This is a genomic window from Aggregatibacter actinomycetemcomitans DSM 8324 (assembly GCF_000372365.1).
GTDB classification, from domain to species: Bacteria; Pseudomonadota; Gammaproteobacteria; order Enterobacterales; family Pasteurellaceae; genus Aggregatibacter; species Aggregatibacter actinomycetemcomitans.
The window spans coordinates 80,029-106,909 of record NZ_AQUU01000004.1; the positions used below are offsets into that span (position 1 = coordinate 80,029).

Consider the following 26,881-nt stretch of genomic DNA (forward strand, 5'->3'; position numbering starts at 1 on the left):
GTTGCACACGGGTTTGGTTCAGCAGTTATGAGGATGTGTGCCAACACGAAACCTAAACCGTTTCGAGTTAATCGTAACAGTTTTACAAGATGATTTTAGTGTTAAGAAGTTAAGAAAATAGGGAACAAAATGGCTGTTGTCGGCTTATTTTATGGTAGTGACACAGGCAATACGGAAAATATTGCCAAAATGATTCAAAAACAATTAGGTAGTGAATTAGTCGATATTCGCGACATCGCAAAAAGCAGCAAAGAAGATATTGAAGCTTACGACTTTCTGCTATTCGGTATCCCGACTTGGTATTATGGTGAAGCGCAATGCGACTGGGATGATTTCTTCCCGACATTGGAACAAATTGATTTTACGGATAAACTCGTAGCAATTTTCGGTTGTGGCGACCAAGAGGATTACGCAGATTATTTCTGTGATGCCATGGGAACAGTGCGCAACATTATTGAACCGCACGGCGCCATTATCGTAGGCAACTGGTCAACCGAGGGCTATAGTTTTGAATCTTCACAAGCATTAATCGACAATGATACCTTTGTCGGCTTGTGCATTGATGAAGATCGCCAGCCTGAATTAACATCCGAACGTGTAAATAAATGGGTTAAACAAGTCTATGAAGAGATGTGCTTAGCCGAATTAGCTTAATAGCAAAAAGGAGCTGTTATGTCTGAAGAAAATATTAAATTATTAAAAAAAGTAGGATTAAAAATTACCGAACCCCGTTTAACCATTCTCGCTTTAATGCAAAAACACAGAGAACACCATTTTTCTGCTGAAGACGTTTACAAAATGTTATTGGAAAATGGCGAAGACATCGGTCTAGCAACAGTATACCGTGTATTAAACCAGTTTGATGAAGCAAAGATTCTTATTCGCCATAACTTTGAAGGCAATAAATCAGTTTTCGAACTGGCGCCAACCCAACATCATGACCACATTATCTGCACCGATTGCGGCAAAGTCTTTGAATTCAATGACGAGTTAATCGAAAGTCGCCAAAAAGAAATCAGTAAACAACACGGTATTGAGCTTTCCAGTCACAACCTGTACCTTTACGGCAAGTGTAGCGACATTAATCATTGCGCAGAAAATAACAAAAAATAACCATGCAAAAGGCGGTCTCAAAACCGCCCTTTCTATCTCTGAAAACATCTGAAAAATCAACCGCACTTTTCGCCTATAAACCGAGATTTTTCTTAGGGAAAAGTACCTCTCCGTGCTATAATCACGCCAATTTTTCACTATTAAATTCAATCATTAGGAAATTCTAAATGTCTGATTTAATCCAAGATATTACGCCGGTAAGCCTTGAAGAAGAATTGAAATCTTCATACCTTGATTACGCCATGTCCGTTATTGTGGGGCGCGCCCTGCCCGATGTGCGTGACGGCTTAAAACCGGTACACCGCCGCGTGTTATTTGCGATGCATGAAGGGGGCAATCTCTACAACAAACCTTATCGTAAATCCGCCCGTATCGTCGGTGACGTGATCGGTAAATACCACCCGCACGGCGACAGCGCGGTATATGACACGTTAGTACGTATGGCGCAGCCGTTCTCCTTACGTTATATGTTGGTGGACGGGCAAGGTAACTTTGGTTCGGTGGACGGCGACGCGCCGGCGGCAATGCGTTATACGGAAGCCCGTATGACCAAAATCGCCCACGAATTATTGGCTGATTTAGACAAAGAAACCGTCAATTTCGTGCCAAACTACGATGGTTCCGAAATGATTCCCGAAGTGCTGCCGACCAAAGTCCCGGCGCTATTGGTAAACGGTTCCTCCGGGATTGCAGTGGGGATGGCAACCAACATTCCGCCACACAACTTGGGCGAAGTGTTGGACGGCTGTCTGGCTTATATCGAAAATAACGACATTACCATTGATGAATTAATGAGCCACATTCCCGGCCCGGATTTCCCGACGGCGGCATTGATCAACGGACGTAAAGGCATTGAAGAAGCCTATAAAACCGGACGCGGAAAAATTTACGTACGCGCCCGCGCAGAAATCGAAACCGATGAAAAAGGCCGTGAAAGCATCATCGTGAACGAAATTCCGTATCAAGTGAACAAAGCGAAACTCATCGAAAAAATTGCCGATTTCGTCAAAGACAAAAAAATTGAGGGGATCAGCGGGTTGCGCGATGAATCCGACAAAGACGGTATGCGCATCGTCATCGAAATCAAACGTGATGCGGTCGGCGAAGTGGTGTTAAATAACCTGTATGCGTTGACACAAATGCAAGTCACTTTCGGGATTAATATTGTCGCACTTGACCACGGTCAGCCCAAACTATTGAATTTAAAACAGCTCATTGAGGCGTTCGTATTACACCGCCGCGAAGTGGTGACCCGTCGTACGATTTTTGAATTACGCAAAGCCCGTGAACGTACGCACATCTTAGAAGGCTTGGCGATTGCCTTGGCAAACGTCGATCCGATTATCGAATTAATCCGCAAAGCACCAAATCCGGAAAACGCCAAACGTGAATTGCTCACCCATCCATGGCAGCTGGGTCATGTCGCCGATATGTTGGCGGCAAGCGGTGTCGATGCCGCTCGTCCGGAAGATTTGGACGAACAATATGGCATTCGTGACGGTTTATATTATTTAACCGAAGTGCAAGCACAAGCCATTTTAGATTTACGTTTGCAAAAATTAACCAATTTAGGTCACGATGAAATCCTGGACGAATACAAAAAATTATTGGATGCCATCGGTAAATTATTGTACATCTTGCGTAGCCCTGAGCGTTTAATGGAAGTGATTCGTGAAGAATTGGAGCAAATCCGCGAGCAATTTAACGATCCGCGCAGAACCGAAATCACGGCGGCTTCCGGCGATATAAATCTGGAAGATTTGATTGCCCAAGAAGATGTGGTGGTGACCCTTTCCCACGAAGGTTATGTGAAATATCAACCGATTACCGACTACGAAGCACAGCGTCGTGGTGGTAAAGGTAAATCCGCAACCAAAATGAAAGAAGAAGATTTTATCGAAAAATTACTGGTTGCCAACACCCACGATACCATTCTCTGCTTCTCCAGCCGCGGACGTTTATACTGGCTGAAAGTATATCAACTACCGCAAGCCAGCCGTGGCGCGCGCGGACGACCAATCGTGAATATTTTGCCGTTAAATGAAAATGAACGGATCACCGCTATTCTACCGGTCGCCGCCTACGAGGAAGACAAATTCGTCGTCATGGCAACCGCCGGTGGGATTGTGAAGAAAATCGCATTAACAGAATTCAGCCGTCCGCGTTCCAGCGGGATTATCGCCCTTAACTTGCGTGATGAAGATGAGTTAATCGGCGTGGATATTACCGACGGCAGCAATGAAATCATGTTGTTCTCCTCTCAAGGTCGCGTGGTGCGCTTCAGCGAATCCGCCGTGCGTGCTATGGGGCGCTTGGCAACGGGTGTGCGCGGGATCAAACTCGCCTTAACCAATGATCTGAATGACGACGAAAGTGCGGTGGAAATTGAAGACGTTTCTGATGATAACGCAGAAGAAACCTTGGATTTAAATATCGACAAAGTCGTTTCTTTAGTCATTCCGAAAAACAACGGCGAAATTCTCACCGCAACGCAGAATGGCTACGGTAAACGGACGAAACTGGATGAGTATCCAACCAAATCCCGCAACACCAAAGGGGTAATTTCCATTAAAGTGAGTGAGCGTAACGGCAAAGTCGTGGCGGCGGCACAAGTGGAAGAAAACGACCAAATCATGTTAATCACCGATGCAGGCACCCTTGTTCGCACCCGCGTAAGCGAAGTCAGCATCGTTGGACGTAACACCCAAGGCGTTCGCTTAATCCGCACCAGCGAAGCAGAACACGTTGTGAGTTTAGAACGTATCTGCGAAGTGGATGACGAAGAAAGTGAAAATCCGACAGAAAGTGCGGTAGAAAATAGCGAAGAATAACAAGTTTAGGTTATTTCTATTTTAAGGCAGTAGTGTTTTACTACTGCCTTTACTATTGGAGTGAAAAATGGGTATTTATCTGGTTTATTTGCACATTGTTTGTGCTTTTCTAAGTTTAGGGTTGTTAATTGTGCGTGGGGCAATGCAGTTAACACAGAAAAACTGGCGCGCGGTAAAACTCTTGAAAATCCTACCGCACTTAACGGACACCCTGCTTATTTTGAGCGGTGTCGCCATGTTATTTGTGTTCAACTACGGATTACCAATTTGGATCATAATGAAAATTTTACTGCTTGCAGGCTACATTGTCTTCTCGGCAAAATTCTTCAGTAAAAAACAATCTCAAATTCGACCGCACTTTTTCTTCTTCGCCCTTGCGGCACTGACTGCCACGATGTTATTAGGCTATTTTCACTAGAAACAAAAAGTGGGCTCAAACCCACTTTTTGTTTTAACCTCCCGCCAACTTTACTTTAAAGCCTTTTTGCTCCAGTAGTTGTTTCAGCAAATCACGTTTTTCGCCTTGAATTTCAATGGTATGATTTTTCACCGCACCACCGCAGCCACAGCGTTTTTTTAATTCCGCCGCCAAGGCTTTCAACTCAGGCTCAGCCAGTCCAAGCCCGTTAATAATACTTACACCACTTCCTTTACGTCCAGTTTTTTGCAGCTGAATACGCACAATACCGTCGCCCTGCAGAATTGGTTCCTGCGGTTTGTCGGCTTTAATGCGCCCGACGTCGGTGGAATACACTAAATGACTTGTCATACGTATCACGCAATAGACGCATTAATGGCGTTTAACACTTCTGCCGGGTTTTCCGCCTGGGTAATTGGACGACCAATCACCAAATAATCGGAACCGGAACGAATTGCTGCCGCCGGTGTCATCACGCGGCGTTGATCACCCAAATCGGTACCAATCGGACGAATTCCCGGTGTCACCAGCAGGAAGTTCTCACCGCAATTACGACGCAAAATTTCCACTTCTTGCGGTGAACAAACCACGCCGTCCAGACCGGCTCGTTGGGTCAAATGCGCCAAACGAATAACTTGTTCCATGGGTGAGGCGTTAATGCCGATTTGCAATAAATCCAAATCTTCCATGCTGGTCAGCACGGTAACGCCAATTAGCAACGGAGCATCTTTGCCATAAGGCTCGAGGATTTTCTTGGCTTCTTCCATCATACGCAAACCGCCGCTGGCATGTAAATCCACCATCCAAACGCCTAAATCGGCCGCAGAACGCACCGCTCTTGCTACCGTGTTCGGAATATCATGGAATTTTAAATCAAGGAAAACATCAAAATGACGCTTATGTAACTGCTTTACAAAATTCGTGCCAAGCGTCGTAAACATTTCCTTTCCGACTTTTAAACGGCATGAATTCGGATCCAGTTGGTCAACCAAAGCCAAGGCTTCAGCTTCCCTTTCATAATCCAATGCAATAATGACTTTATTCGTCATATTTTTCTCCTTATAAAGCAAAGTCACGGTTAATTATGTTCAATCGCATTAACCGGTTTAATGGTTTCCCATTGACGACAGGAAGGACAGCACCACATTAATTTATGGGTTTGAAAGCCGCAATTGCTACAGCGGTAATCAAAAGTCTGTTTAATCCGCTCACCTACCATTTTATGCAATAAAATCAAGCTGTCTTTGCCTCTGCCCTGCTCTGCATCATCAATTTGATATTGGATAAACCGATGAAAAATCGGCGTGCTCGGATTTTGTTGCAATTGTTGGTATAACTTCAATTGGGCGGCAGAATAACCGTCTTTTTCTTCAATCAGTTCTGCAAGCATTAACACCACTGCGCTGTTGTTATTTTGGCGGCTGGCTTTGATTAAGAATAGCTCAAAATTATCTAACAGATTTAATTTTTGATAACAATGTTTCAACGCCGGCAAGGCTTCACTAATATACGCCGGGCTCTGATTTAAAATTTCTTCTAAAAAACCGACCGCACTTTTATAGTTTTCTTGTTGAATTGCCAAGTCCGCCAACATCATTGAAGCACGAACGCAATTCGGAGAGACTTTAAGCGCTTGCAATAAGATTTGCTGCCGATTTTCTTTACTGTCTGCCGGCAAATGTTGCACATATTCACAATAATACTGCGCCAGTTCCACATTATTGGCTTTCGGTGCTATTTTTGCCAGTTTCTCCGCCACATTAATGGCTTTTTTCCACTCTTTGGTTTTCTGGTAGATCACCGTCAGTTGTTGTAACGCGCCTTCGGCAAACTCCGGCTCATCTACCATTAAAATATACAGATTTTCCGCCCGATCAAAAAAACCGACGGTCATAAAATCTTTGGCTAATTGTTGTTTGGCTAACAGTTTTTGTTCAAAAGAATAATGAGGGCTGTTATCGAGGGCTTGATGGATACGCAACGCACGATCCACTTCGCCACGGGAGCGAAATAAATTCCCTAAAGTTAATTCCGCTTCAAATTGTGAGGTGCTATCGATTTCATTCTCAGTTTCCTGCTTTTGCAGCATATCCAAAAATAAATCAACAGCTTTTTCCGTTTGATTGGCAAGTAAAAAATTCACCCCGGTGACATAATCCCGAGAAAGCTTGTTGCTGACATCATCCTGATCTTTTTTAGCACTACGGTGCCCCATATACCAACCGTACGCGGCGGCTATCGGCAAAAGAAGGAAGAGGAGTTCAAGCATTATTGAGAAACCTTATCTCTGCTGGTCGTTAATTCGTTGATTTGTTGCGTTTGGCGTTTGATTTGGCGATTCAGCGCAATATTTTTTAACTTTAATTTGAGATAGAAGAATCCGGTGATAAACCACCCTAGAATTAATCCCAGGCCGAATAAAATAGCAACTAAGGTAGAAAGCTGGAATTGGCTTTGCGCCACAATATAATTAAAGGTAATGATTTGATCATTGTTGGTACCAATGGTAACGGCAACCAGCACAATGGCTAAGGTAATGATCAATCCCAAAATATATTTAATCATTTGTTTCTCCTTTAGATAAATGTGTGAGCATTATGCCAAAAATACATATAAAAAACGACACTTAGAAGTGCCGTTATGAAAAGTTAGTTAGTAAAAAATTATGCTGCATAAACGTCGACACGTTCTCTTAATTCTTTGCCTGCCTTAAAATATGGCACACATTTGGCATCCAATTTTACTTGTTCGCCGGTTTTAGGATTACGTCCGATGCGCGGTTGGCGACAATGCAAAGAAAAACTACCGAAACCACGCACTTCTATACGTTCGCCATGTTCTAACACATATGACATTTGCTCTAAAATTGCTTTTACCGCTTCTTCAACATGCTTAACAGGAATGTTGCTGTTTTTTTGCACCAGAAGTTCAATAAGTTCTGACTTTGTCATATATTCTCCTAACTCTTTATGACCGGCATATTGCTATGCCGGTTTATTAGTAAAAAGTGAATTATTCACCTTTAGCGGCTTTGAAAGCTTCTGCCATTGCATTTGGAATAGCAACATCTTCTTGCTTATTCACGCTTGCAACTGCCGCGGCTTCTTCAGCTTGATCTTTCGCACGAACAGATAAATGAACGATACGGGCTTTACGATCTACGCCTGTGTATTTCGCTTCAACAACATCGCCGGCAACCACTTCGTTAGTTAAATCAGCCGCGCGGATATAACCTTCAACACCGCCGTCTAATTCAACTTTAGCGCCTTTAGCGTCTGCTTCAACAACTTTAGCGTTTAATACTGCGCCTTTTTTGTTGATTGCAACGAAGTTATTGAACGGATCTTCTTCAAGTTGTTTGATACCTAAAGAAATACGTTCTTTCACTGCGTCCACTTGCAATACAACGGCAGCGACTTCGTCACCTTTCTTGTAGTTGCGTACGGCTTCTTCGCCTTGAACATTCCAAGAAATATCGGACAAGTGAACCAAACCGTCGATACCGCCTTCTAAGCCGATGAAGATACCGAAGTCGGTGATGGATTTGATTTTACCGACAACTTTGTCACCTTTGTTGTGGGTTTCGGCGAATTGTGTCCATGGGTTAGGTTTGCATTGTTTTAAACCTAAAGAAATACGACGACGTTCTTCATCGATTTCCAGTACCATCACTTCAACAACATCACCTAAGCTAACCACTTTAGATGGGTGAATGTTTTTGTTAGTCCAATCCATTTCGGAAACGTGAACCAAACCTTCAACACCGTCTAAAATTTCAACGAAACAGCCGTAGTCGGTTAAGTTAGTCACTTTACCGGTTAATTTGCTGTTTACCGGGTGATTTTCAGCGATTGCCGCCCAAGGATCTTGACCTAATTGTTTTAAGCCTAAAGATACACGGGTACGATCTTTGTCGAATTTCAATACCTTAACAGTGATTTCATCACCAACATTAACGATTTCACTTGGGTGTTTAACACGTTTCCAAGCCATGTCGGTAATGTGTAATAAACCGTCAACACCGCCTAAATCAACGAACGCACCGTAGTCGGTTAAGTTTTTAACGGTACCTTTAACTTCTGCACCTTCAGACAAGTTCGCCAATACTTCTTCGCGATCTTGGCTGCTTTCGGATTCGATAACGGCACGGCGGGAAACAACAACGTTGTTACGTTTTTGATCAAGTTTGATTACTTTGAATTCTAATTCTTTGCCAAGTAAGTGATCTGCATCACGAACAGGACGGGTATCAACCAATGAACCCGGTAAGAATGCGCGAACACCGTTTAACTCAACTGTGAAGCCACCTTTAACTTTACCGTTAACCAAACCAAGAACAGTCGCTTGTTCGTCGTATGCTTTTTCCAATACAATCCAAGCTTCGTTGCGTTTTGCATCAGCACGGGAAGCTACAGTTTCACCGAAACCGTCATCCACCGCTTTAAGCACGACATCAACAACATCACCCACTTGAACTTCCAATTCACCTTGTGCATTAAAAAATTCTTCGGCAGGAATAGCTGATTCGGATTTAGATCCAGTATCTACAAGTACGAAGCCTTTTTGGATAGCAACGATGGTACCTTTAACGACCGCACCTTGACGGGTTTCAAGGTCTTTCAATGATTCTTCAAAGAGTTGAGCAAAAGATTCTGTCATAATTAATCTTCAATTTTAAGTAAATAACGTCCACTTCTAATCCATAAAAAGTGGGGCTGATAATAAAGTTCATTCATCCATGAACAAACCGTGAAATTTAAGCTTTAATATCAATACGTTGCTGAATATAATCGAGCGCCTGACGAATCACTTCATCAATACTCAATGCGGTGCTATCAAGTAAAAACGCATCATCAGCAGGTTTTAAAGGGGCGACGGCACGATTTCTATCGCGCAAATCACGCGCTTTTATCTCGGCTAAAATCTGTGCAAAGTTACCACTAATCCCTTTATTTTGCAACTGGTTATAACGTCTTTTTGCACGTTCCTCCGCGCTGGCGTCTAAAAATAATTTGACTTGCGCTTCGGGGAACACCACCGTGCCCATATCCCGACCGTCCGCAATCAAGCCTTTTCCCGTTGCAAAATCGCGCTGACGTTGCAGTAACGCCGCCCGTACCTGCGGGAAAACCGCGACTTTTGAGGCGGCATCGGCAACCTCCTGCGTACGAATCTGGCCGCTGACATTTTCACCATTGAGCAAAATTTGTACTTCACCGTCTTGCGCCACAAATTCAATGTGTAAATGTTGTGCCAACTCGGCAAGCGCAGATTCATCCGCCAAATCCACCGCACTTTTTAGCGCCGCTAACGCCGTCACCCGATAAATCGCACCGGAATCCAACAAGGCAAAGCCCAGTTTTTCCGCCAACGCATAACATAATGTGCCTTTACCGGCGCCGCTCGGGCCGTCCACCGTAATAATTTTATTCATGATTTTCTCTATTAAAAAGGGATTGAATTTCTGTCATCATTTTGTCGAACATATCGTAACGTTTGCGATACATGGAACGTTTTTTACTCTGAATTTCTTCTAACGGACGACGTTCAAGTGCGGTCGAAATTTGCCAATAATTTTCCGCTAATTTGCCCTCGTTTTCCTGCCAAAATTCATCATAGTTAAACAACAATTTCGCCGAATCGTTCCAACGGTATTTCGCCTGACGCTTATGCGGAATGCCTTGCAAGCGACAATGTAATACTTCCGCCAATACCTTAAACGCATTCACCAACATAAACATCGGGCGCACGCCATGCAATGCTTTTGTTGCCTGACGCACCAAATCCTGCGCTTCATCGCCTTTTGGTCCCTGAATGGAAGCGATCAATACGCGATTATTCGCTAAAAAGGTAAAACCGGCAGAATAAATGCTGCGTTGATTTGCATCTGTTAAACCCATGGCAAAAAAACCTTCGTAAGGGTCGATATGATTCAGCGTTAAATTTAACGCTAACTCATCGGTTAACTGTGATAGCAATACCGGCTGTTGCGCGATTAACGTTTCGCATAACGCCTTACCGAATTGTTTTTCCGCCACGGCAAAATTGGTTTCAATCGCCTGTAAGCGCTGAGTTACGTTAAAACCTTTATCGCAATATTGGCTCAATAACGTATTCACCCGATAAGGATGCTGCGTAAAAATCGGCTGCCACAAGGGATTGTCGTGAATAAACTTGACCAACGCCGAACATTGCCCGACAAAAAACAAACGACGCGCCCCATAGCGCAACCCTTCCCGCAATAATTTTAATTTACGTTTTTCAACGGGAAACATTTCATGAAATGTCGGAAAATGGAACGTTGCCACCATAAACCCCATAAAAATCGATTCAATAAATTAAGCGCCGGATTATAGCAAAAAGCCTTGTTATTTTAAATGCGCCCATGCGCCGTAAAAACACGAGGAAAAACCACCGCACTTAATCTGTCACTTCACTAAAACATGAACCCAATTAATTAACTAAAAAGCTACCCTGGATATTTCGCTACGGAAGGTAGTCAAAGTTACAAAATTTTGTATCAAATATTTTATAAATTTATTCTTTACATTAAACCAAACAAAAATATAATGCGAATCGTTTTTATCTATGGTCAGAATCTGAGGAAATACTATGTATAAAAAAACCAAGATCGCATTTTTCATTTGTACGGCGCTGTATGCACAGCATGTTCTTTCGGAAGAAAAATCAACAAATAAATCCAATATGTTACCGGAAATTATAGTATACGGAGATAGTAATAAATCCCTTTCCTCCACCCAGGCTGTTACTTCCAATGAGATGGAAAAAATACCGACAACCAATAATAACATCACCGATTATCTACGTTCCAATCCGCACATTCGTTATGAAGACAGCGACCAAGATGGTTTTCAGCGTGGCGAAATTAAGCCGCAAAATATCTCAATTAATGGAGCCGATGCAAACCAAACTGCTTACTTTGTCGATAACGTAAACGTAAATAATGATTTAACCGTCGATAACGAAATCTTTGATGGAGCCATGCAGGTTGTTCCGGGTATTAGTAATACGCAAGCTTATTTTTTTGATGCATCTATGCTATCAAAAGTCGAAGTTCACGATAGCAACATTTCCGCAAGTTTAGGTGGTTTCATGGGAGGTGCAGTCGTAGCTAAAACCAAACAATATAATGGTAAAGACGGTGTTTCACTAAAATATCGCACCACCAACTCCGGTTGGGCAAAAATTAATGCAGATAGCTCAGCAAAAACTCTTTTAGATAAAATTAGGCCTGATGCAGGCGGTGTTGCCGAATTTCAACCTAAATACCATAAACAGACGTTCAGCATCATGGCAGAAAAAGGCTTAACGGAAAATTTGGGCATGGTGATCGGTTACAGTAAACGCCACGCCCGCATTCAACAGAATAGATTAATTGGTTATGCTCCCGACGCTAAATTAGACAAACAAAATCATAAACGCGATTCAGATAATTTATTGTTGAACTTCAATTTGGCGGCAAGTGAAAAAGATCGTTTTGAACTGGGCTTCCGTTATTCTAATTATAAAGAACAAAAATATTATGCTACTAATATTGATAGTAACGTCAGTGATTATCATCAAGCCCTCGGTTCAACATTAGCTTGGGTACATTCTTTTAATTCAGGCATTTTGACAAATACACTTGCTTACGATCACTTTAAAGACAAGCGGAAATCCTCCTCTGCCAATGTTGAAATCGTTTCTGTTTTCGATGAAAACTTTGATCCGCTTTATGATTATGAAAAAGGTGGTTATGGTAATAGTTCTCTTACGCAAGACAACATTCATTTCTCCACAGAATTTGCCGTAGATCCCTTTAATTTAGGTTTTGCCAACCATTCTATTTCTATAGGTGGAATTTATCAGGCAACCCATTATAAATTTAATCGCCCGCAGGATGTACATTCCAAAATTATTCAAAAATATCCTAACCTTAGCCCAATTGAGACAACAAATATTACCCACCAAGGTAATGCCCAAACCCGTTATCAAAACTTTGTTTTTTATACCGAAGATTTAATTAAGTGGAAAAAATTGGAGCTACGCCCGGGTGTACGTATTGAACGTGATGACTATCTGCAAAACAATAATATCGCCCCGCGTTTTGTTGCACGCTATAAACCGTGGGAGGAAACCGGATTCACATTAGGTTTAAACCGCTATTATGGACGCTCTTTCGCTTCATTAAAACTAACGAATGAGATTTTAAAAATAAACCGTGATACCAGTCGTAAATACCAAGAATTTCATTCCTTAAAAACCCCTTACGCTGATGAACTTAGTATCGGTTTTGATCAAGAATTCAATAATCTGGTATTTAAACTTAATTATATTCATCGCAAAAATAAAAATCGTATTGTGCTAAAACGTGATGCCAATAAAGTTAATTTTTATCATAACGGCAGTGACTTCAGCGTCGACGTTTACACTTTCCAAATGAATAATATTGAACCTTGGCAATTGGGTAAAAGCTACTGGACAAGCTCTCTGGGATTTGATTGGTTAAAAACCAAACGGGCGGATATAGGTCGAGATCTTGATCCCAATGAATTAGTTTATCTCGATGGTAAATTACTTACCCGCAGAGAAATGCTGAACAAAGTCAATAGTTCTACAGAAGACTGGATTGCCCGCTTCGGCTTGGATATGGCAATCCCCGATTACAACATCACTTGGTCAAACAAATTGTATATAAAAGCACCGATTCGCAGTTATGACGTTTTGGAAGGTGATTTTAACGACGGAATTTCCCGTTATCGTTCTTATCACTACGGCCGACACACCCAATGGGACAGTAGTATTCGTTGGCAACCGACCATTACCGGTAATCACAGTATTTATTTGCAAGTTGACATACTAAATGTATTAAATAAAACCCGTAAATCAAAAACCGTAAAACCAATTTCAAGTAACGATGAATACGGTATTTACACGCCCGGCCGCGAGTTTTGGCTGGAAGTCGGCTACAAATTCTAGTTCATAATAATTACTTCATACTTCTACGCTAATGTGAATTAGCGTAGGTTTTCTTTGTTACGTCCAATCAAAAAACGATGAAAAAACTGACCGCACTTTTCGTACTGCTCTGCTCTTTTCACTTACTCATTGCTTGTCAAGCCGGAATAGATCCTGATGCCTTAGCTTTCGATCCCGATATTAAACACGGCAAACTGACAAACGGATTGCAATATTACATCTTGAATAATCGTGATCCCAAAGATCGGGTGTATATTCGTTTAGTGGTAAATGCCGGTTCAATGCACGAAGATGATGATCAAAAAGGCATCGCCCATTTAGTAGAACACATGGCGTTTAACGGTTCGAAAAAATATCCTGAAAATACCATCATTAATGCTCTTGAAAAATTGGGTATGAAATTTGCCCGCGATATTAATGCATTCACTGATTTTGAAAATACCGTTTATACTCTGAATTTAGACGGTAATAGCCCGCAAAAACTATCCCTTGCTTTTGATGTTATCAATGAATGGATGAATCATCTCACAATTTTACCCAAAGACCTTGATGGTGAACGCGGCGTGGTACAAGAAGAATGGCGACGTCGATTAAGCCCAATGTTACGTCTCGGAGATAAAAAAAGTGCAATTGAAATGGCAGGTTCGCGCTATGTGTTACGTGACCCGATTGGCGATATGAATATTATTCGTCACATCTCCCGTGATCGCGTAACCGATTTTTATCATAAATGGTATAGACCGGATAATATGTCCCTTATTGTCGTCGGTGATATCGATGCGCACAAAATTGCACAGTTAATATCACAACAACTAGATAAACCGAGTTCTCGCACACAACGCCCGTTAGATAAAATTGATTTTAGCATTCCGCTGATTCATCATTGGCGGGTAGCAAGTATTGCCGAACAAGGCACCAATATCCCGGCACTGGAGTTGAGCTTTTTTGAAGAAGATAAACAAAAAGAAACGGTCATTGGCTACAAACAAGATCTCATTCAACAAATTGTGACCCGTTTAGTCAATTTACGTCTGCAAAAATGGGAAAAAAGCCAAAACAACTGGTTGGATTCGGCGAATTTCTATCGTTCTCATCTTGGTAAACAAACCCTGCAAAGTGTCTTTTCCTTGCAATTAATCGATACCAATTATTTAAAAAATATCACCGCACTTTTTGCTTTTATCGCCGAAATTAAACAACATGGATTTACCGCCGACGAGCTTAACGGCGAAATTGCACGACTACATAATCTCAATGAAAAACAACAAAATATTCGTCCTGGCAGCTTAAAAATTGCTAATGATTTGATTGCAATCGCGGCAAATCATCAAATCATGTTAAGCGCTAAAGAACGCTATAATCTAAATCGACGTTTTTTGAATGAAATTAAAGTAACTGACTTAAATGCAACATTTAATCAAATGTTAGCGTTAAACGCTAAGCTATTACTGATAACACAACCGCTACCGGAGAAAAAACTTCCTTTTGATGCAGATTATATAGAACAGCGTTGGAACCAAGCAATGCATTCCGGTCAAAATCAATGGGAAAACAAAAAACACATCGTAAAACAACCGCACTTTGAATTCAAAGACGGTTCATTAGTATTAGAAAAACACTGGGATAAAGGCGATATTGATGAATTTCGCCTCAGTAACGGGGCAAAATTAATTTATCACTACAGCAATAAAACACCGAACCAAGTCCATTTTCGAGCAGTAACAAGCGGTGGATTACGATCTGTACCAAACCAAGATTATCATTTATTGCGAACGGCGATTACCTTAGTTGATGATACCGGCACAGGTGAACTAACGCAGGCAGATGTCAACAACCTCTTTGGTCAAAGCCCACTTGTGTTGGCAACGGTTATTGATGACGATAAGCAAGGTTTTACCGGTGTGGCAAAACCGCAAGATCTCAGTAGTTTGCTGACACTTTTCCGTCTGAAACTCCAATCCGCTCCCGTTTCAGATAATGTGTTACAAAAATATCATCGGGAAACACAGGATTATTTTAAACAAATTGATGCCGAAACAAAGTTTATGCAATCTATTTCCTATTTGCGCCGACCTAACACTGCTACAGTTTATACCCAAAATCAAAATGAACAGCTTAGCTTTACAGCTGCACAATTAAGTCAAATTTATCAAGAAAAGATTTTAGGTAAAACGGATTTCACTTATTTCATTATTGGTGATATTTCCCGATCCGAGGTCGAAAAATTGGCAAAGCGATATTTAGCGACAGTGGAAATAAAAACACAGGCCCGTGCTTATCAGCCCGGTTATATTCATACTCCTAAAAAAGCATTCATTATGCGCGGATTAAGTGAACCACGTGCTGATGTGGAAATTTATCTTACCGCTGAAAATCAATGGCATCCGGAACAGAAATATGCCTTAGAAATCCTTGCTGAAATTGTACAAGAAAAACTTCGCCTTGTTTTACGTGAAAAAGTATCGGGCATTTATTCCGTCAATAGTTGGTTCAGCCAAGATCCGCATACGCCGCAAATTGAAGGGAAAATTGCGTTCAGTTGCGCACCTAATCGTGCTGAAGAATTAATCAAATTGACCCATCAAATTTTGGATGAAATTATTGAAAACGGTATAGATGAAACACTACTTCGCAAAAAACAAGCTGAGCAACAGCAATACATCAAACGTCAGTTTGATTCACTCGTCTCTGTGGCAGGCATGATTGAGGACAGTTATTGGCAGCAAAGCAACCCACAGTCGGTTTATTTGTATCAACGATTGGAACAGATTGCCGACAAACCTCACCTTGAGGCATTAGCAAGAAAAGTTTTAGTCAAAGCTGCCCGTTTTGAAGCAATTTTACGTCAATAAAAAACACCTAAAAAAATAACCGCACTTATCATGTCAGAAAAAGTGCGGTTATCTCGAAGAACGTTTTTATGTCACGAAAACCTGTTGCACCAGCAACATATACAGCATGGTGCCGGCAGCGATAGAAAGGAACATATTGCGTTTCCAAAAATGCAGCGCCAACACCACCGCACCGGCGATAAATTCCGGCAAGCCGTGAAAACCGATCAATACGTCAATATTCTTATAGCAATACACCACCAGCATACCAAACATGGCGGCAGGTAACACTCTGCCCAAATAACGGATATATTCGGGAATCGGGCGGTTGGCGGGGAAAATCCAGAACGGCAGCCAACGGGTAAACTGCACCGCCAATACTGCGATAGCAATGGTGAGAATCTGTTCGGTTAAGCTCATTTATTTCACCCTCTCCAATTTTGATTTCGGTTTCGGGCGACGGAGTGTCAGCACCGTCCAAATACCGATTAGCGTCGGCAGCAGGAAGTAATCTTTGCCGAAAATTAACAACGCAATAAACGCAATTGCCAGCCCCAACACAGAACTTTCATGGGATTTTTCCCGCGACCAGTTTTCGGCAAAAATCACTAAGAATAATGCCGTCATAGCAAATTCAATGCCCTTTAAATCAAAAGGAATAATGTTGCCGAACAAATTGCCGAGTACCGCGCCTGCCACCCAATAAACTTGTAAATAAAAGCTGACGAAAAACATATACCAGCCGCGATCCAAGTGCGGTGGAATTTTTACCATATAATTGAGAGAGAAGGATTCATCCACTAGGGCAGCGATGAGATATGGACGTTTCTTGCCCAAATATTTACCGTATTTTTCCAACATGGAAATGCTGTAAAAAAGTTGTCGTCCGCTGACCATCAGTGTAATCAATAACACATTAAGCGGAGCGAACGGTAAGGTGAGCGCGCCGGCAATAATAAATTCCACCGAACCACCGTAGATCAACAGTGCCATAAAAAACGGATACCACGCACCAAATCCCAGGGATTTCATATAAATGCCATATGCCATACCAAGGAATAAAAACCGGCAATCATCGGTGAACTGTACGGTAACGCTGCTTTGGCGGCAGCAAATATAGGATGAGGAGTTGTCTTAACATCAGACATATGGCTAGCTCTCTTCTAATATAGATAATTCAGGTAAAGTTGAAAAACTTTGTACTTTAACGGTTTCATAAAAATCATCAACAAAGGCGATATGCGCGTCTGTTTCACGAAAGGCCGCATAGAGATTACTGTGCAAACCTTGATGAGTGATTTTGCGCGCCACAATATAACCGCGATCCAAATAAGGTTTTGCCGCCCAAAACGGCAAAGCCGCCACGCCACGTTTACTTGCCACCAGTTGAATAATCGCAATGGTGAGTTCGCTGGTGCGACGGGTCGGGTTAATGCCTTTCGGATACAACACTTTACGCAGTAAATCCAGCATATCGTCCGGCACAGGATAGGTAATCAGAGTTTGATCGGAAAAATCTTCCGCCTGCCAAATATCTTTCGTCGCCAGGGGATGATCTTTCGCGCATAAGCCGACCATTTCATACGAAAACAATGGTTTATATACAATACCCGAATTTTCTTCCACTTCTTGAACCACCGCCCAATCGGCGCGATGGTTCAGCAATAAGCCGACGGCATCGGTGTGGAATCCGGACACAATATCCAGTTCCACCAATGGCCAGTGCTTGCGGAAAGAATCCATTGCCGGCATCAGCCAGTCAAAACAGGTATGACACTCCACGGCAATCCGCAACTCGCCCGCATCGCCCTGCTTCACCCGCGCCAGATCGCGCTCCGCTTCAATCACTTTCGGCAGAATCTCATTGGCAAGCTGAATCAAGCGCTCCCCGGCCGCGGTGAAATGCAACGGTTGGGTTTTCCGCTCAAATAACGGCAAGCCGTATTGTTCTTCCAATAATTTAATTTGATGGGACAGCGCCGATTGGGTGAGATAAACCCGCTTTGCCGCTAAGGAAACGCTACCGGTTTCTTTCAGGGCAAGTAAAGTTTTGAGATGTCTGAGTTCAAGGAAGATCGGTTTCATGAGAAAGATTCATCTAAATTCGAAAAAGAATGAAGCCGTATCATACACGAAAACGGCCCGCACTTTAACGTTACATAGAAGAAATCCATAAAATCCATAAAGAAATCGATGAAAAAGTGCGGTCGTTTTTAAAAGCGTTTTTTATAATTACCACCGCAAACTAATAAAATACAGGATCATTAATTTCTTTCATAAACTTTTAGAAAATTATTAATTTGCATAATACCCCCGTTTTCGTCATTCTAGCCCACGTATAGACGTTTAGCCGTCTAAATCATTTAACACATTGAGGAATTAGTATGACAACTTTTCATTTATCCGGCTTTCCGCGCGTGGGCGCAAAACGTGAACTTAAATTTGCACAAGAACGTTATTGGCGCGGTGAAATCGCAGAAGCCGATTTATTAGACATCGCCAAAGCCTTACGCGAAATCAACTGGAAACACCAAGCGGCAGCGAATGCGGATTACGTCGCCGTGGCGGATTTCACCTTCTACGATCACATTTTAGACTTGCAAGTGGCAACAGGCGCGATTCCGGCTCGTTTCGGCTTTGACAGCCAACATTTAACCCTTGATCAATATTTCCAACTGGCGCGCGGTAACAAAGCACAATTTGCCATTGAAATGACCAAATGGTTTGACACCAACTATCATTACCTCGTGCCGGAATTCCACGCGGATACCCAATTCAAAGCTAATCCGGCGCATTACGTGCAACAAATTCGCGAAGCCAAAGCCCTTGGCTTGAATGTTAAACCCACTATTGTTGGTCCATTAACGTTCTTGTGGTTAGGCAAAGAAAAAGGTGCGGCATTTAATCGCTTTGATTTATTAAATAAACTCATACCGGTTTATGTAGAAATCTTAAACGCATTGGCAGCAGAAGGCGTGGATTATATTCAAATTGACGAACCTGCTTTAACTGTCGATTTGCCGGCTAAATGGGTTGCGGCTTATAAAGACGTGTACGCCACATTAAGCACACAAGTAAACGCAAAATTACTGTTAGCCACTTATTTCGGTTCTGTCGCGGAACACGCTGCGTTATTAAAAGCCTTGCCGGTTGCGGGCTTACACATTGATTTAGTGCGTGCGCCTGACCAACTTTCCGCCTTTGCTGATTACGACAAGATTTTGTCTGTGGGCGTGATTGATGGTCGTAACATTTGGCGTGCGAACCTGAACCAAGTGTTGGATGTGGTGGAACCGTTAAAAGCGAAACTGGGCGATCGTTTGTGGATTGCGCCAAGCTGTTCTCTGCTTCACACCCCTTATGATTTATCGGTGGAAACACAGTTACAAGTAAACAAACCTGAACTTTACAGCTGGCTTGCATTCTGTTTACAAAAAATTCAAGAATTACGCGTCATTAAGACCGCACTTGAGCAAGGCAGAGCCGCCGTACAAGCGGAACTGGATGCCAGCCAAGTTGCCGCCGATGCCCGTGCGACCTCAAAAGATATTCATCGCCCTGAAGTGGCGGAACGTTTGGCGAACTTGCCAAAAGGCGCGGATCAACGTAAATCCCCGTTTGCGGAACGTATCAAATTACAAAATGCCTGGTTAAATCTACCGTTATTGCCAACCACGAATATCGGTTCTTTCCCGCAAACTACTGAAATTCGACACGCGCGCGCCGCCTTCAAAAAAGGCACATTGTCCCTTGCGGATTATGAAGCGGCAATGAAAAAAGAAATCGAATTGGTGGTGCGTGAGCAAGAAAAATTGGATTTAGACGTGCTGGTTCACGGCGAAGCGGAACGTAACGACATGGTGGAATATTTCGGCGAATTATTAGACGGTTTTGCCTTCACCAAATTCGGTTGGGTACAAAGCTACGGTTCCCGTTGTGTAAAACCGCCGGTGATTTACGGCGATGTGGTTCGCCCTGAGCCAATGACGGTACGCTGGTCGCAATATGCCCAAAGTTTAACGCAAAAAGTGATGAAAGGCATGTTGACCGGCCCGGTAACGATTTTACAATGGTCTTTCGTGCGCAATGATATTCCGCGTTCAACCGTATGTAAACAAATCGCCGTGGCACTTTCCGATGAAGTGTTGGATTTGGAAAAAGCCGGCATTAAAGTGATTCAAATTGACGAACCGGCAATTCGCGAAGGCTTACCGCTCAAACGCGCCGATTGGGACGCTTATTTACAATGGGCAGGAGAAGCATTCCGTTTAAGTTCAATGGGTTGCCAAGATGATACGCAAATTCACACCCACATGTGTTATTCCGAATTTAACGACATTTTACCGGCAATCGCAGGCTTGGACGCAGATGTGATCACCATCGAAACCTCTCGTTCCGACATGGAATTATTAACGGCATTCGGCGATTTCAAATACCCGAACGACATTGGCCCGGGCGTGTACGACATCCACAGCCCACGCGTCCCAACCGCCGCCGAAATCGAACACTTGCTACGCAAAGCGTTACAAGTGGTACCGAAAGAACGCTTATGGGTCAACCCGGACTGTGGTTTAAAAACCCGCGGTTGGCCGGAAACCATCGCCGCATTAAAAGTGATGGTGGATGTAACGAAAAAATTACGCGTGGAATTAGCGTAATAAATAGATAAAAAAAGCTGGATCTAGAGAGATTCAGCTTTTGTTTTATGAAAGGAAAAGTGCGGTTGATTTTTAAGGTGTTTTTTTGAATTACCAATATGTTGAATAAGATTAAAAAAGGATTGTATAAAATCGTGCAGGGTAATAAATCGTGAGCTTGGCGAGTATCGAAGTCGCACAGAGCATTTTGTTAAACGCTGCCCCACCATTAGGCAACAAGCTCACATATTTTTAATCGGTTAAATACCCATAAAAGCGTATGTCAAGTAGTTTCAGCACATAGTCACCCGAAGATGGCTGCTACCTAGACCGTCTGGTATATTAATTGACTTCTATATTTCAACACACAGCCACCTGAAGGTGGCTGCTTTATACTGATAACCTATCAATTTTAGTTTCAATCCACGCACTTTACGGATGCGAACCGTTTTCAGACGATCTTTTTCTCAAATCTTAAAAAATCCGCCAATCTTTTCGATTCGTTGACTTCATCATGCGGAATCAAAACATAACGCCAAGGCTTGCCGCCGTGTTTTAAAGCATATTCGGAGGCGTGTTAGCAACAAGACGTTATGCCCCCACGGCAATTGTGCAACAAGCTGTTGCACAATTTCAAAATCCAGCCAAGCCTCAGCAAAAGCACGCATATATTTTAGATTGCGGGTAGAAAACCCTTTCATTTCGGGAAACGCTTCGCGCAAATCACGCCCCAAGCGGTCAATGACTTTGCTACCCCAGCCCTGTGTCGCCTGACGCTGCAAAATATCGCGCCCGATATGCCAATACAGTGAAACCAGTTCGGCATTCACCGCCAATGCCGCTTTTTGTCGCGCTGTCAAAATTCTGCTTTTAATGTCCACCAACCATTGCGCGTAGTCGGCAGGTATAGTGGCTTGTTTATCCAAACATATCTCCTGACTTATTCGATGCCTTACTCACGACAACCATTAATCCACTTCGGACGCTTTTAACCACTTGCAACACAATGACGCTGCTAATTATTGCTGCAACTAATAAGCCAATTCCGATTTCTGGAGAATTAAAATAGTTTGGACTTGTCAAATCTATTTGTTTAATTGCCATAATCACCATTAATGGAGAATATGCACTAATAAAAAGAATTAACGAGACCCATGGTCTTAATCTTAAAGATGAATCAGCCATATTTATTTTTCCTTTCAATTTGACTCATATCACACCATCTCCCACTCAATAAAAAACAATTCTTCCTCTTCAACCTCTTGTTTCAACTGTTCTTCCAGCTCTTCAATCAATCGGTTGCGCTGTTCTTCGATTTCGTCTTGTCTGTCAAAAAGCTCGCGGCGTTGGCGGCTGCGTTTGTTTTCCAGTTCGCGCTGTTTTTTCTGCCAGCTTAGTTTTTCTTCCAAGGTGGCGGAAGTGGCGGCGGTGCGGCGAGCCTCTTTGATTTCGCGATCGGTTTCTTTGATTTCTTGTTCCAAACCTTGTTTTAAATCATCGACCCAATCATCCAGTTTTTGCACTTCCTGCTCGAAGTAGCCGAGGTTGCGTTCGGTGGTTTGGTTGAGCAGGGTTTGAAGACGTTGCGCCATATCGTTGGTCAAAGTCGTCTGAAAATTGGGATTGACGGCGGATTCGGCGATATGGGCGGGCAGGCGCAGGAGTTTTTCGGGGTCGTTATCTTGCCGGGTTTCGCCGTTTGAGGTGACGGCGGAAATAAGGACGTGCTGCTCCATGCCGCCCAGAGCGCTGACGCTGATGAGTTTGGCGGCAAGCTGTCCGCTTTGTCCGCGATAGGGTTCCAGCGTGCTGATTCTGCCGTTGCCTACTTGGTAATCGAAAATCAAGCGTACAGGCGGGCAATCTCGATGTTTGGCGTGTTCGATGATGGCTTGCGCTAATGGGTGGGTGATGCGGTAGAGGTAGGCTTCGCCGCTTTTTCTCGGCAGTTCGTAGCGTCCGATTGGGATGCTAAGGTCGTCTGAAAGATTTTCAGGTAGCCCTTTTAGCGTGAAGCCGCCGTTGTCGAAATCGGCGTAGCTGCCCAATTCGCTTCGGGTCAAGTCCAGTAGGATTTTTTCGTATTTGTCGAGCACAGCCTGGCTTTCTTCGGCGCGAATCCGTAGTCTTTCGCGGACTTCTTCGTCGAAATTATCCAGCAGGGTTTGTCGGGCTTTCATCATGTTTTGGTTGATTTCGTCCGATAATTCGCTTTGCAGGCTGTCAAAGGCGGTTTTGATGTCTTCGGGTTGGCGGCATCGGCGGTAGATGTCGGCAATGCGCCGTTCGATGTCCACGCCACTACCGATGGCGCCCAATACTTCGTCGCTGGCGCCTAAGACGCCGTTGAAGAGTTGGAATTTTTGTTCGAGCAGTTCGTAAACGCGCTGGTCGGCTTCGTTGGTTTCATCGACAAAGTTCACGACGACTACATCGTGTTTTTGCCCGTAACGGTGGCAGCGTCCGATGCGCTGTTCGACGCGCTGCGGGTTCCACGGCAAATCGTAGTTGATGATGAGCGAACAGAATTGCAGGTTGATGCCTTCGGCGCCCGCTTCGGTGGCAATCATGATGCAACCGCGATCTTTGAAATGCTCGACCAGGGCGGCGCGGGTATCGGCGGTTTTGGAGCCGGTGATTTTGTCGCTGCCTTCGTGTCGCTTGAGCCAGTCTTTGTAGATTTTTTGCGCTTGTGCGTCGTTGTTGGTGCCGTTGAATAATACGATGCCGTCGCCGTTTTCACCGGCATAAAGGGTTTGGGTAAGGCATTCTAAGAGGTAATCTTGGGTGCGTTTGGATTCGGTGAAGATGATGGCTTTTTGTGCGGCGCCGAGTTCTTTTAATTTGTCGAATGCGGTGGAAAGTGCGGTCAATAATGCGCAGCTTTTTGCGTCTTCACGGATATTTTCCGCCAATGTTTTGAAATGTTTAAGCTCGTCGATTTCATCGGCAATGGCGTGATATTCGTCGGTGGTCAGAAGATTGGGTTCGTTTTCTTCTTCCCATTCTTCGGCGGTTTCATCCAGGCTTTCATAATCTTCGTCCAGCGTTTCAACCAAGTCTTGCGGCGCAGATTCCTCCAACACACCTTGCAGACGTTTGGTCATGGTCTCCAATGCGCCGGCAATGGCGCGGCTACTGGAAGCAAGCAGTTTCCACAATACCAATGAAATCAACTGCCGCTGCCCTTCGGGCAGGGCTTGCAGATTCGGACGGCGCAGATATTCGGCAACCAAAAAAGAAAACTCCCGCTCCTGGTCGGACGGGGTGAATTTTTGCACAATGGCGAGACGCTTGGTATAGGGAACATATGCCTGAACTTGTCGGCGCAAGGTGCGCTGGCAGACGGCACTTAGCCGTTGGCGTAGATGAAGTAAAGTTTGTTCGGTCGCTTTTGCACCGAATTGGGTGCGAAAACTGTCCAAGTCGCCGAAAACGCGCTCGTCTATCATGCTGACCAAGCCATAGAGTTCCAACAGGGAATTTTGTAAAGGCGTGGCGGTGGGCAGGACTTTGCTGGAAACGTTTGCCAGGGCTTCTTTTAGGGTTTTACCTATGACGTTGTTTTTCTTATAGACATTGCGTAGGCGGTGCGCCTCGTCCAATACGACCAAATCCCAGCCGATTTGTTTGATGTCGTCCGCTTTGGATTTGGCGAACTGGTAAGAACAAATAACGGGGCTTTCTTGACGGAATGGGTTTTTGCCCGTTTTCTTGTCAGCGTTGTAGCTTTTGGCTTCCAAAATCATGCCTTGCAAACCGAATTTTTCTTGCAATTCCTGATGCCATTGTTTGCGCAGGTTGGCAGGCGTAATAATCAGAATTTTGCGTTTGCGCTCCGCCCAACGCTGCAAAATCACCAAGCCCGCTTCAATAGTTTTACCCAAACCGACCTCATCCGCCAGAATCACGCCTTTTGACAGGGGATTTTGGCAGGCAAACAAAGCTGCATCCACTTGGTGCGGATTCAAATCGACTTGGGCATCGACTAAGGTGCTTGCTAAAGATTCGACGTTGCTCCCCTCGGCTTGACGGGTAAGTAACCAGGAGTAGTATCGGGCTTGATAGGGAGTAAGCTGGTGATGGGGCATGGGTCTTGGTTTTCTCCGAATATGTTTTTAAATCAGACTGATGATATGCGCTCTAAAAGAAAAATGCAAACTTTCATCGTAAAAATAATAAGTTAGCTAAAACACCAAGTTTTCTTTCTTCAAAAACTCCGTATCTTCCGAAGAAAGCTCCGCCACCTCGTCATACAAATCCAGCCCAATCAGTGTATAAAATTGTCTACCGAAGGTTTTCTCGTTTATCGGCTCAATGCGTCCTGCCTTATATAAAGCCTCAAACGCTTTTTCAGGGATTTGCACGGTGTAGGGCTGGAGTTTACGTAGCAGTCCGTCGATTTAATCAGCGTGGTGCAGGCTGTCGATAAAGGTTTCAGTGTCACTGCCAAACAGGATAGTCAATAGCTGCGTAGCTTTCTATCATTCCGAAACAGTAGGCAATAGTTTAATTGGATAAAAAACAGCACTAAAAAGTAGCGAACGCTAAGGTTCATAACAGGAGAATTGACATAATAAGGATCATTTTCTAAACAAGACATGATAGCTTCCCTTAGATTTTAACACCGAAGATGATCTTCGGATAAGTAGATAGCATTATTGTCATTCATTTTTTTGAATAATTTACCCGTCCATCTTCCATAGTCAATAGCAGAAAATTATTTAATCTACTGAAATTATTAAATTTATTTAATCTTCTTATTGAAGCATAAAAACACCTACTTTTTAGACCGCACTTTTCACTCCGCAAGCGCATCCATAAAAAATATTTACTGCCAAGAATTGACTTTTCCCTTCTCAACCCTTACCTTACACAAAGGTTTTAACCTGTTATTTTCTTTAATTTAAAGGAGCTTTTATGCAATCTCGTATTATTGTTAGCACGCAGGAAGAATCGTTGCTGAGCACACATAAAGTGTTGCGTAACACCTATTTCCTATTGGCTTTGACGTTAGCATTTTCTGCTGTGGTGGCCTATGTTTCCATGGCGATGAATTTACCAAGACCGGGGTTAATTCTGATGCTTGTGGGTTTCTACGGTTTACTTTTCTTAACCAATGCGTTGGCAAACAGTGCGTTGGGGATTTTGTCCGCTTTCGCCTTTACCGGCTTCTTGGGTTATACCGTCGGACCGATTTTAAATGCGTATGTGAGTGCCGGTTTGGGTGATGCTATCGTGTTGGCATTGGCGGGTACTGCGGCGACCTTCTTCGCATGCTCTGCCTATGTATTGACCACGAAGAAAGATATGTCTTTCTTGTCCGGCACCATTTTAGCCTTATTCGTGGTGTTGTTACTTGGCATGATCGCCAGTTTCTTCTTCCAATTCCCGGCGCTTTATGTAGGTATCAGTGCGTTGTTCGTGATTTTCTCCACCATGGGAATTCTGTATGAAACCAGCAACATCATTCACGGCGGCGAAACCAACTATATTCGTGCCACAGTAAGTTTATTCGTATCAATCTATAACTTATTTATCAGCTTGTTAAACTTACTTTCATTCTTCTCTTCCCGAGATTAATTATTAATTTAATAGATAAATGCAGCGCCCCTTTTTTGGGGCGTTTTTATATAACCAAATCCGTATAAATCATGAGGTCTTGCCGATGCTCGAAGTCAATAAAAAACGCATTGAAACCGATGCGTCGGGGTATTTACTAAATATAAATGATTGGACACCGGACGTCGCCTTAGCGATTGCAAAGTTAGAAAATCTGGAATTAACGGATGCCCATTGGGAAATTATCCATTTTGTGCGTGATTTTTATCAAGAATATAAAACCTCTCCTGCCATTCGTATGTTGGTGAAAGCCACCGCGCAAAAGCTGGGAGAAGATAAAGGCAATAGCCGTTATTTGCAACGTTTATTTCCCGATGGTCCGGCAAAACAGGCAACCAAGCTGGCGGGTCTCCCCAAACCGGTAAAATGTCTATAATTTTTTTGAGAATCATTTGCATTTAGAAATAGAAAGAATATAATGTCCGCGCAGCTTATGTTGTTATTTTATAG

At 43.3% G+C, this 26,881-nt stretch carries 23 protein-coding genes and 1 pseudogene; 9 read left to right on the forward strand and 15 right to left on the reverse strand.

Annotated features, from left to right (window positions below; genetic code table 11):
* Positions 1 to 129 precede the first annotated feature (129 nt).
* The 4 genes from fldA (at position 130) to A3CS_RS0103230 (ending at position 4,362) form a co-directional block, all read left to right on the forward strand.
* Positions 130 to 654, forward strand: coding sequence for a flavodoxin FldA (gene fldA / locus A3CS_RS0103215; protein WP_005547930.1), 525 nt, complete (start codon positions 130 to 132; stop codon positions 652 to 654).
* An 18-nt stretch (positions 655 to 672) separates the two neighbouring features.
* The gene (fur, locus tag A3CS_RS0103220) at positions 673 to 1,113 is read left to right on the forward strand and encodes a ferric iron uptake transcriptional regulator (protein ID WP_005540878.1); all 441 of its coding nucleotides are present in this window, start codon (positions 673 to 675) and stop codon (positions 1,111 to 1,113) included.
* Positions 1,114 to 1,280: 167 nt separating this feature from the next.
* Complete coding sequence (gene gyrA, locus A3CS_RS0103225) at positions 1,281 to 3,944, forward strand: DNA topoisomerase (ATP-hydrolyzing) subunit A (RefSeq protein ID WP_005547932.1); 2,664 nt, start codon at positions 1,281 to 1,283, stop codon at positions 3,942 to 3,944.
* A 67-nt stretch (positions 3,945 to 4,011) separates the two neighbouring features.
* A complete protein-coding gene (locus tag A3CS_RS0103230) occupies positions 4,012 to 4,362 on the forward strand; it encodes a SirB2 family protein (protein ID WP_005547933.1) in 351 nt (116 codons plus the stop codon).
* Positions 4,363 to 4,395: 33 nt separating this feature from the next.
* Here the strand turns inward: A3CS_RS0103230 and yciH are convergent, their stop codons facing one another.
* The 8 genes from yciH to A3CS_RS0103270 form a co-directional block, all read right to left on the reverse strand.
* The gene (gene yciH, locus A3CS_RS0103235) at positions 4,396 to 4,713 is read right to left on the reverse strand and encodes a stress response translation initiation inhibitor YciH (protein WP_005547934.1); all 318 of its coding nucleotides are present in this window, start codon (positions 4,711 to 4,713) and stop codon (positions 4,396 to 4,398) included.
* Between the two features lie 5 nt (positions 4,714 to 4,718).
* Positions 4,719 to 5,411, reverse strand: coding sequence for an orotidine-5'-phosphate decarboxylase (gene pyrF / locus A3CS_RS0103240; protein ID WP_005547935.1), 693 nt, complete (start codon positions 5,409 to 5,411; stop codon positions 4,719 to 4,721).
* 29 nt (positions 5,412 to 5,440) lie between these two features.
* Complete coding sequence (gene lapB / locus A3CS_RS0103245) at positions 5,441 to 6,631, reverse strand: lipopolysaccharide assembly protein LapB (RefSeq protein ID WP_005547936.1); 1,191 nt, start codon at positions 6,629 to 6,631, stop codon at positions 5,441 to 5,443.
* Complete coding sequence (locus A3CS_RS0103250) at positions 6,631 to 6,927, reverse strand: LapA family protein (RefSeq protein WP_005547937.1); 297 nt, start codon at positions 6,925 to 6,927, stop codon at positions 6,631 to 6,633. The genes lapB and A3CS_RS0103250 overlap by 1 nt, the downstream gene beginning before the upstream one ends.
* A gap of 98 nt (positions 6,928 to 7,025) precedes the next feature.
* On the reverse strand, positions 7,026 to 7,313 hold the full coding sequence (locus A3CS_RS0103255) for an integration host factor subunit beta (protein WP_005540862.1): 288 nt from the start codon (positions 7,311 to 7,313) through the stop codon (positions 7,026 to 7,028).
* A gap of 61 nt (positions 7,314 to 7,374) precedes the next feature.
* Positions 7,375 to 9,021 (reverse strand): 30S ribosomal protein S1, encoded by a 1,647-nt coding sequence (gene rpsA / locus A3CS_RS0103260; RefSeq protein WP_005547938.1) that lies wholly within the window; start codon positions 9,019 to 9,021, stop codon positions 7,375 to 7,377.
* A gap of 97 nt (positions 9,022 to 9,118) precedes the next feature.
* Positions 9,119 to 9,799, reverse strand: coding sequence for a (d)CMP kinase (gene cmk / locus A3CS_RS0103265; protein WP_181893446.1), 681 nt, complete (start codon positions 9,797 to 9,799; stop codon positions 9,119 to 9,121).
* A complete protein-coding gene (locus A3CS_RS0103270; protein WP_005547940.1) occupies positions 9,789 to 10,682 on the reverse strand; it encodes a VirK/YbjX family protein in 894 nt (297 codons plus the stop codon). Before A3CS_RS0103270 ends, cmk begins: the two co-directional genes overlap by 11 nt.
* 292 nt (positions 10,683 to 10,974) lie before the next feature.
* Between A3CS_RS0103270 and A3CS_RS0103275 the strand changes: the two genes are divergently transcribed.
* Both A3CS_RS0103275 and A3CS_RS0103280 read left to right on the forward strand, forming a co-directional pair.
* Positions 10,975 to 13,341, forward strand: a complete 2,367-nt coding sequence (locus A3CS_RS0103275; RefSeq protein WP_019518235.1) for a TonB-dependent receptor plug domain-containing protein — start codon at positions 10,975 to 10,977, stop codon at positions 13,339 to 13,341.
* Positions 13,342 to 13,418: 77 nt separating this feature from the next.
* Positions 13,419 to 16,193 carry a M16 family metallopeptidase gene (locus A3CS_RS0103280; RefSeq protein WP_005547942.1) on the forward strand — a complete coding sequence of 925 codons (2,775 nt, stop codon included), beginning with the start codon at positions 13,419 to 13,421 and terminating at the stop codon, positions 16,191 to 16,193.
* 66 nt (positions 16,194 to 16,259) lie between these two features.
* Here the strand turns inward: A3CS_RS0103280 and A3CS_RS0103285 are convergent, their stop codons facing one another.
* From A3CS_RS0103285 to A3CS_RS0103295, 3 genes and pseudogenes are all read right to left on the reverse strand, one after another.
* Positions 16,260 to 16,592: a branched-chain amino acid transporter permease gene (locus A3CS_RS0103285; protein WP_005540849.1), complete on the reverse strand. Its 333-nt coding sequence runs from the start codon at positions 16,590 to 16,592 to the stop codon at positions 16,260 to 16,262.
* Positions 16,593 to 17,320, reverse strand: a pseudogene (locus tag A3CS_RS0103290) (AzlC family ABC transporter permease).
* A gap of 4 nt (positions 17,321 to 17,324) precedes the next feature.
* Positions 17,325 to 18,257 carry a LysR family transcriptional regulator gene (locus A3CS_RS0103295; RefSeq protein WP_005547945.1) on the reverse strand — a complete coding sequence of 311 codons (933 nt, stop codon included), beginning with the start codon at positions 18,255 to 18,257 and terminating at the stop codon, positions 17,325 to 17,327.
* Positions 18,258 to 18,556: 299 nt separating this feature from the next.
* On the opposite strand from A3CS_RS0103295, the gene metE reads away from it, so the two are divergent.
* On the forward strand, positions 18,557 to 20,830 hold the full coding sequence (metE, locus tag A3CS_RS0103300; RefSeq protein WP_005547946.1) for a 5-methyltetrahydropteroyltriglutamate--homocysteine S-methyltransferase: 2,274 nt from the start codon (positions 18,557 to 18,559) through the stop codon (positions 20,828 to 20,830).
* A 491-nt stretch (positions 20,831 to 21,321) separates the two neighbouring features.
* On the opposite strand, the gene A3CS_RS1000000112570 is transcribed toward metE, so the two are convergent.
* The 4 genes from A3CS_RS1000000112570 to A3CS_RS1000000112575 all read right to left on the reverse strand — a co-directional run bounded on the left by A3CS_RS1000000112570 (position 21,322) and on the right by A3CS_RS1000000112575 (position 25,176).
* Complete coding sequence (locus A3CS_RS1000000112570; protein WP_019518236.1) at positions 21,322 to 21,735, reverse strand: DUF1016 N-terminal domain-containing protein; 414 nt, start codon at positions 21,733 to 21,735, stop codon at positions 21,322 to 21,324.
* Positions 21,728 to 21,994, reverse strand: a complete 267-nt coding sequence (locus A3CS_RS01000000110815; protein ID WP_019518237.1) for a hypothetical protein — start codon at positions 21,992 to 21,994, stop codon at positions 21,728 to 21,730. The genes A3CS_RS1000000112570 and A3CS_RS01000000110815 overlap by 8 nt, the downstream gene beginning before the upstream one ends.
* 29 nt (positions 21,995 to 22,023) lie before the next feature.
* Positions 22,024 to 24,900 (reverse strand): SNF2-related protein, encoded by a 2,877-nt coding sequence (locus tag A3CS_RS0103315; RefSeq protein ID WP_019518238.1) that lies wholly within the window; start codon positions 24,898 to 24,900, stop codon positions 22,024 to 22,026.
* Between the two features lie 96 nt (positions 24,901 to 24,996).
* On the reverse strand, positions 24,997 to 25,176 hold the full coding sequence (locus A3CS_RS1000000112575) for a hypothetical protein (RefSeq protein WP_005547948.1): 180 nt from the start codon (positions 25,174 to 25,176) through the stop codon (positions 24,997 to 24,999).
* 553 nt (positions 25,177 to 25,729) lie between these two features.
* Here A3CS_RS1000000112575 and A3CS_RS0103325 point away from each other — a divergent pair.
* Together A3CS_RS0103325 and A3CS_RS0103330 are read left to right on the forward strand one after the other, a co-directional pair.
* Positions 25,730 to 26,392, forward strand: a complete 663-nt coding sequence (locus A3CS_RS0103325) for a Bax inhibitor-1 family protein (protein ID WP_005547949.1) — start codon at positions 25,730 to 25,732, stop codon at positions 26,390 to 26,392.
* An 85-nt stretch (positions 26,393 to 26,477) separates the two neighbouring features.
* Positions 26,478 to 26,807 carry a TusE/DsrC/DsvC family sulfur relay protein gene (locus A3CS_RS0103330; protein ID WP_005574103.1) on the forward strand — a complete coding sequence of 110 codons (330 nt, stop codon included), beginning with the start codon at positions 26,478 to 26,480 and terminating at the stop codon, positions 26,805 to 26,807.
* Positions 26,808 to 26,881: the final 74 nt, after the last annotated feature.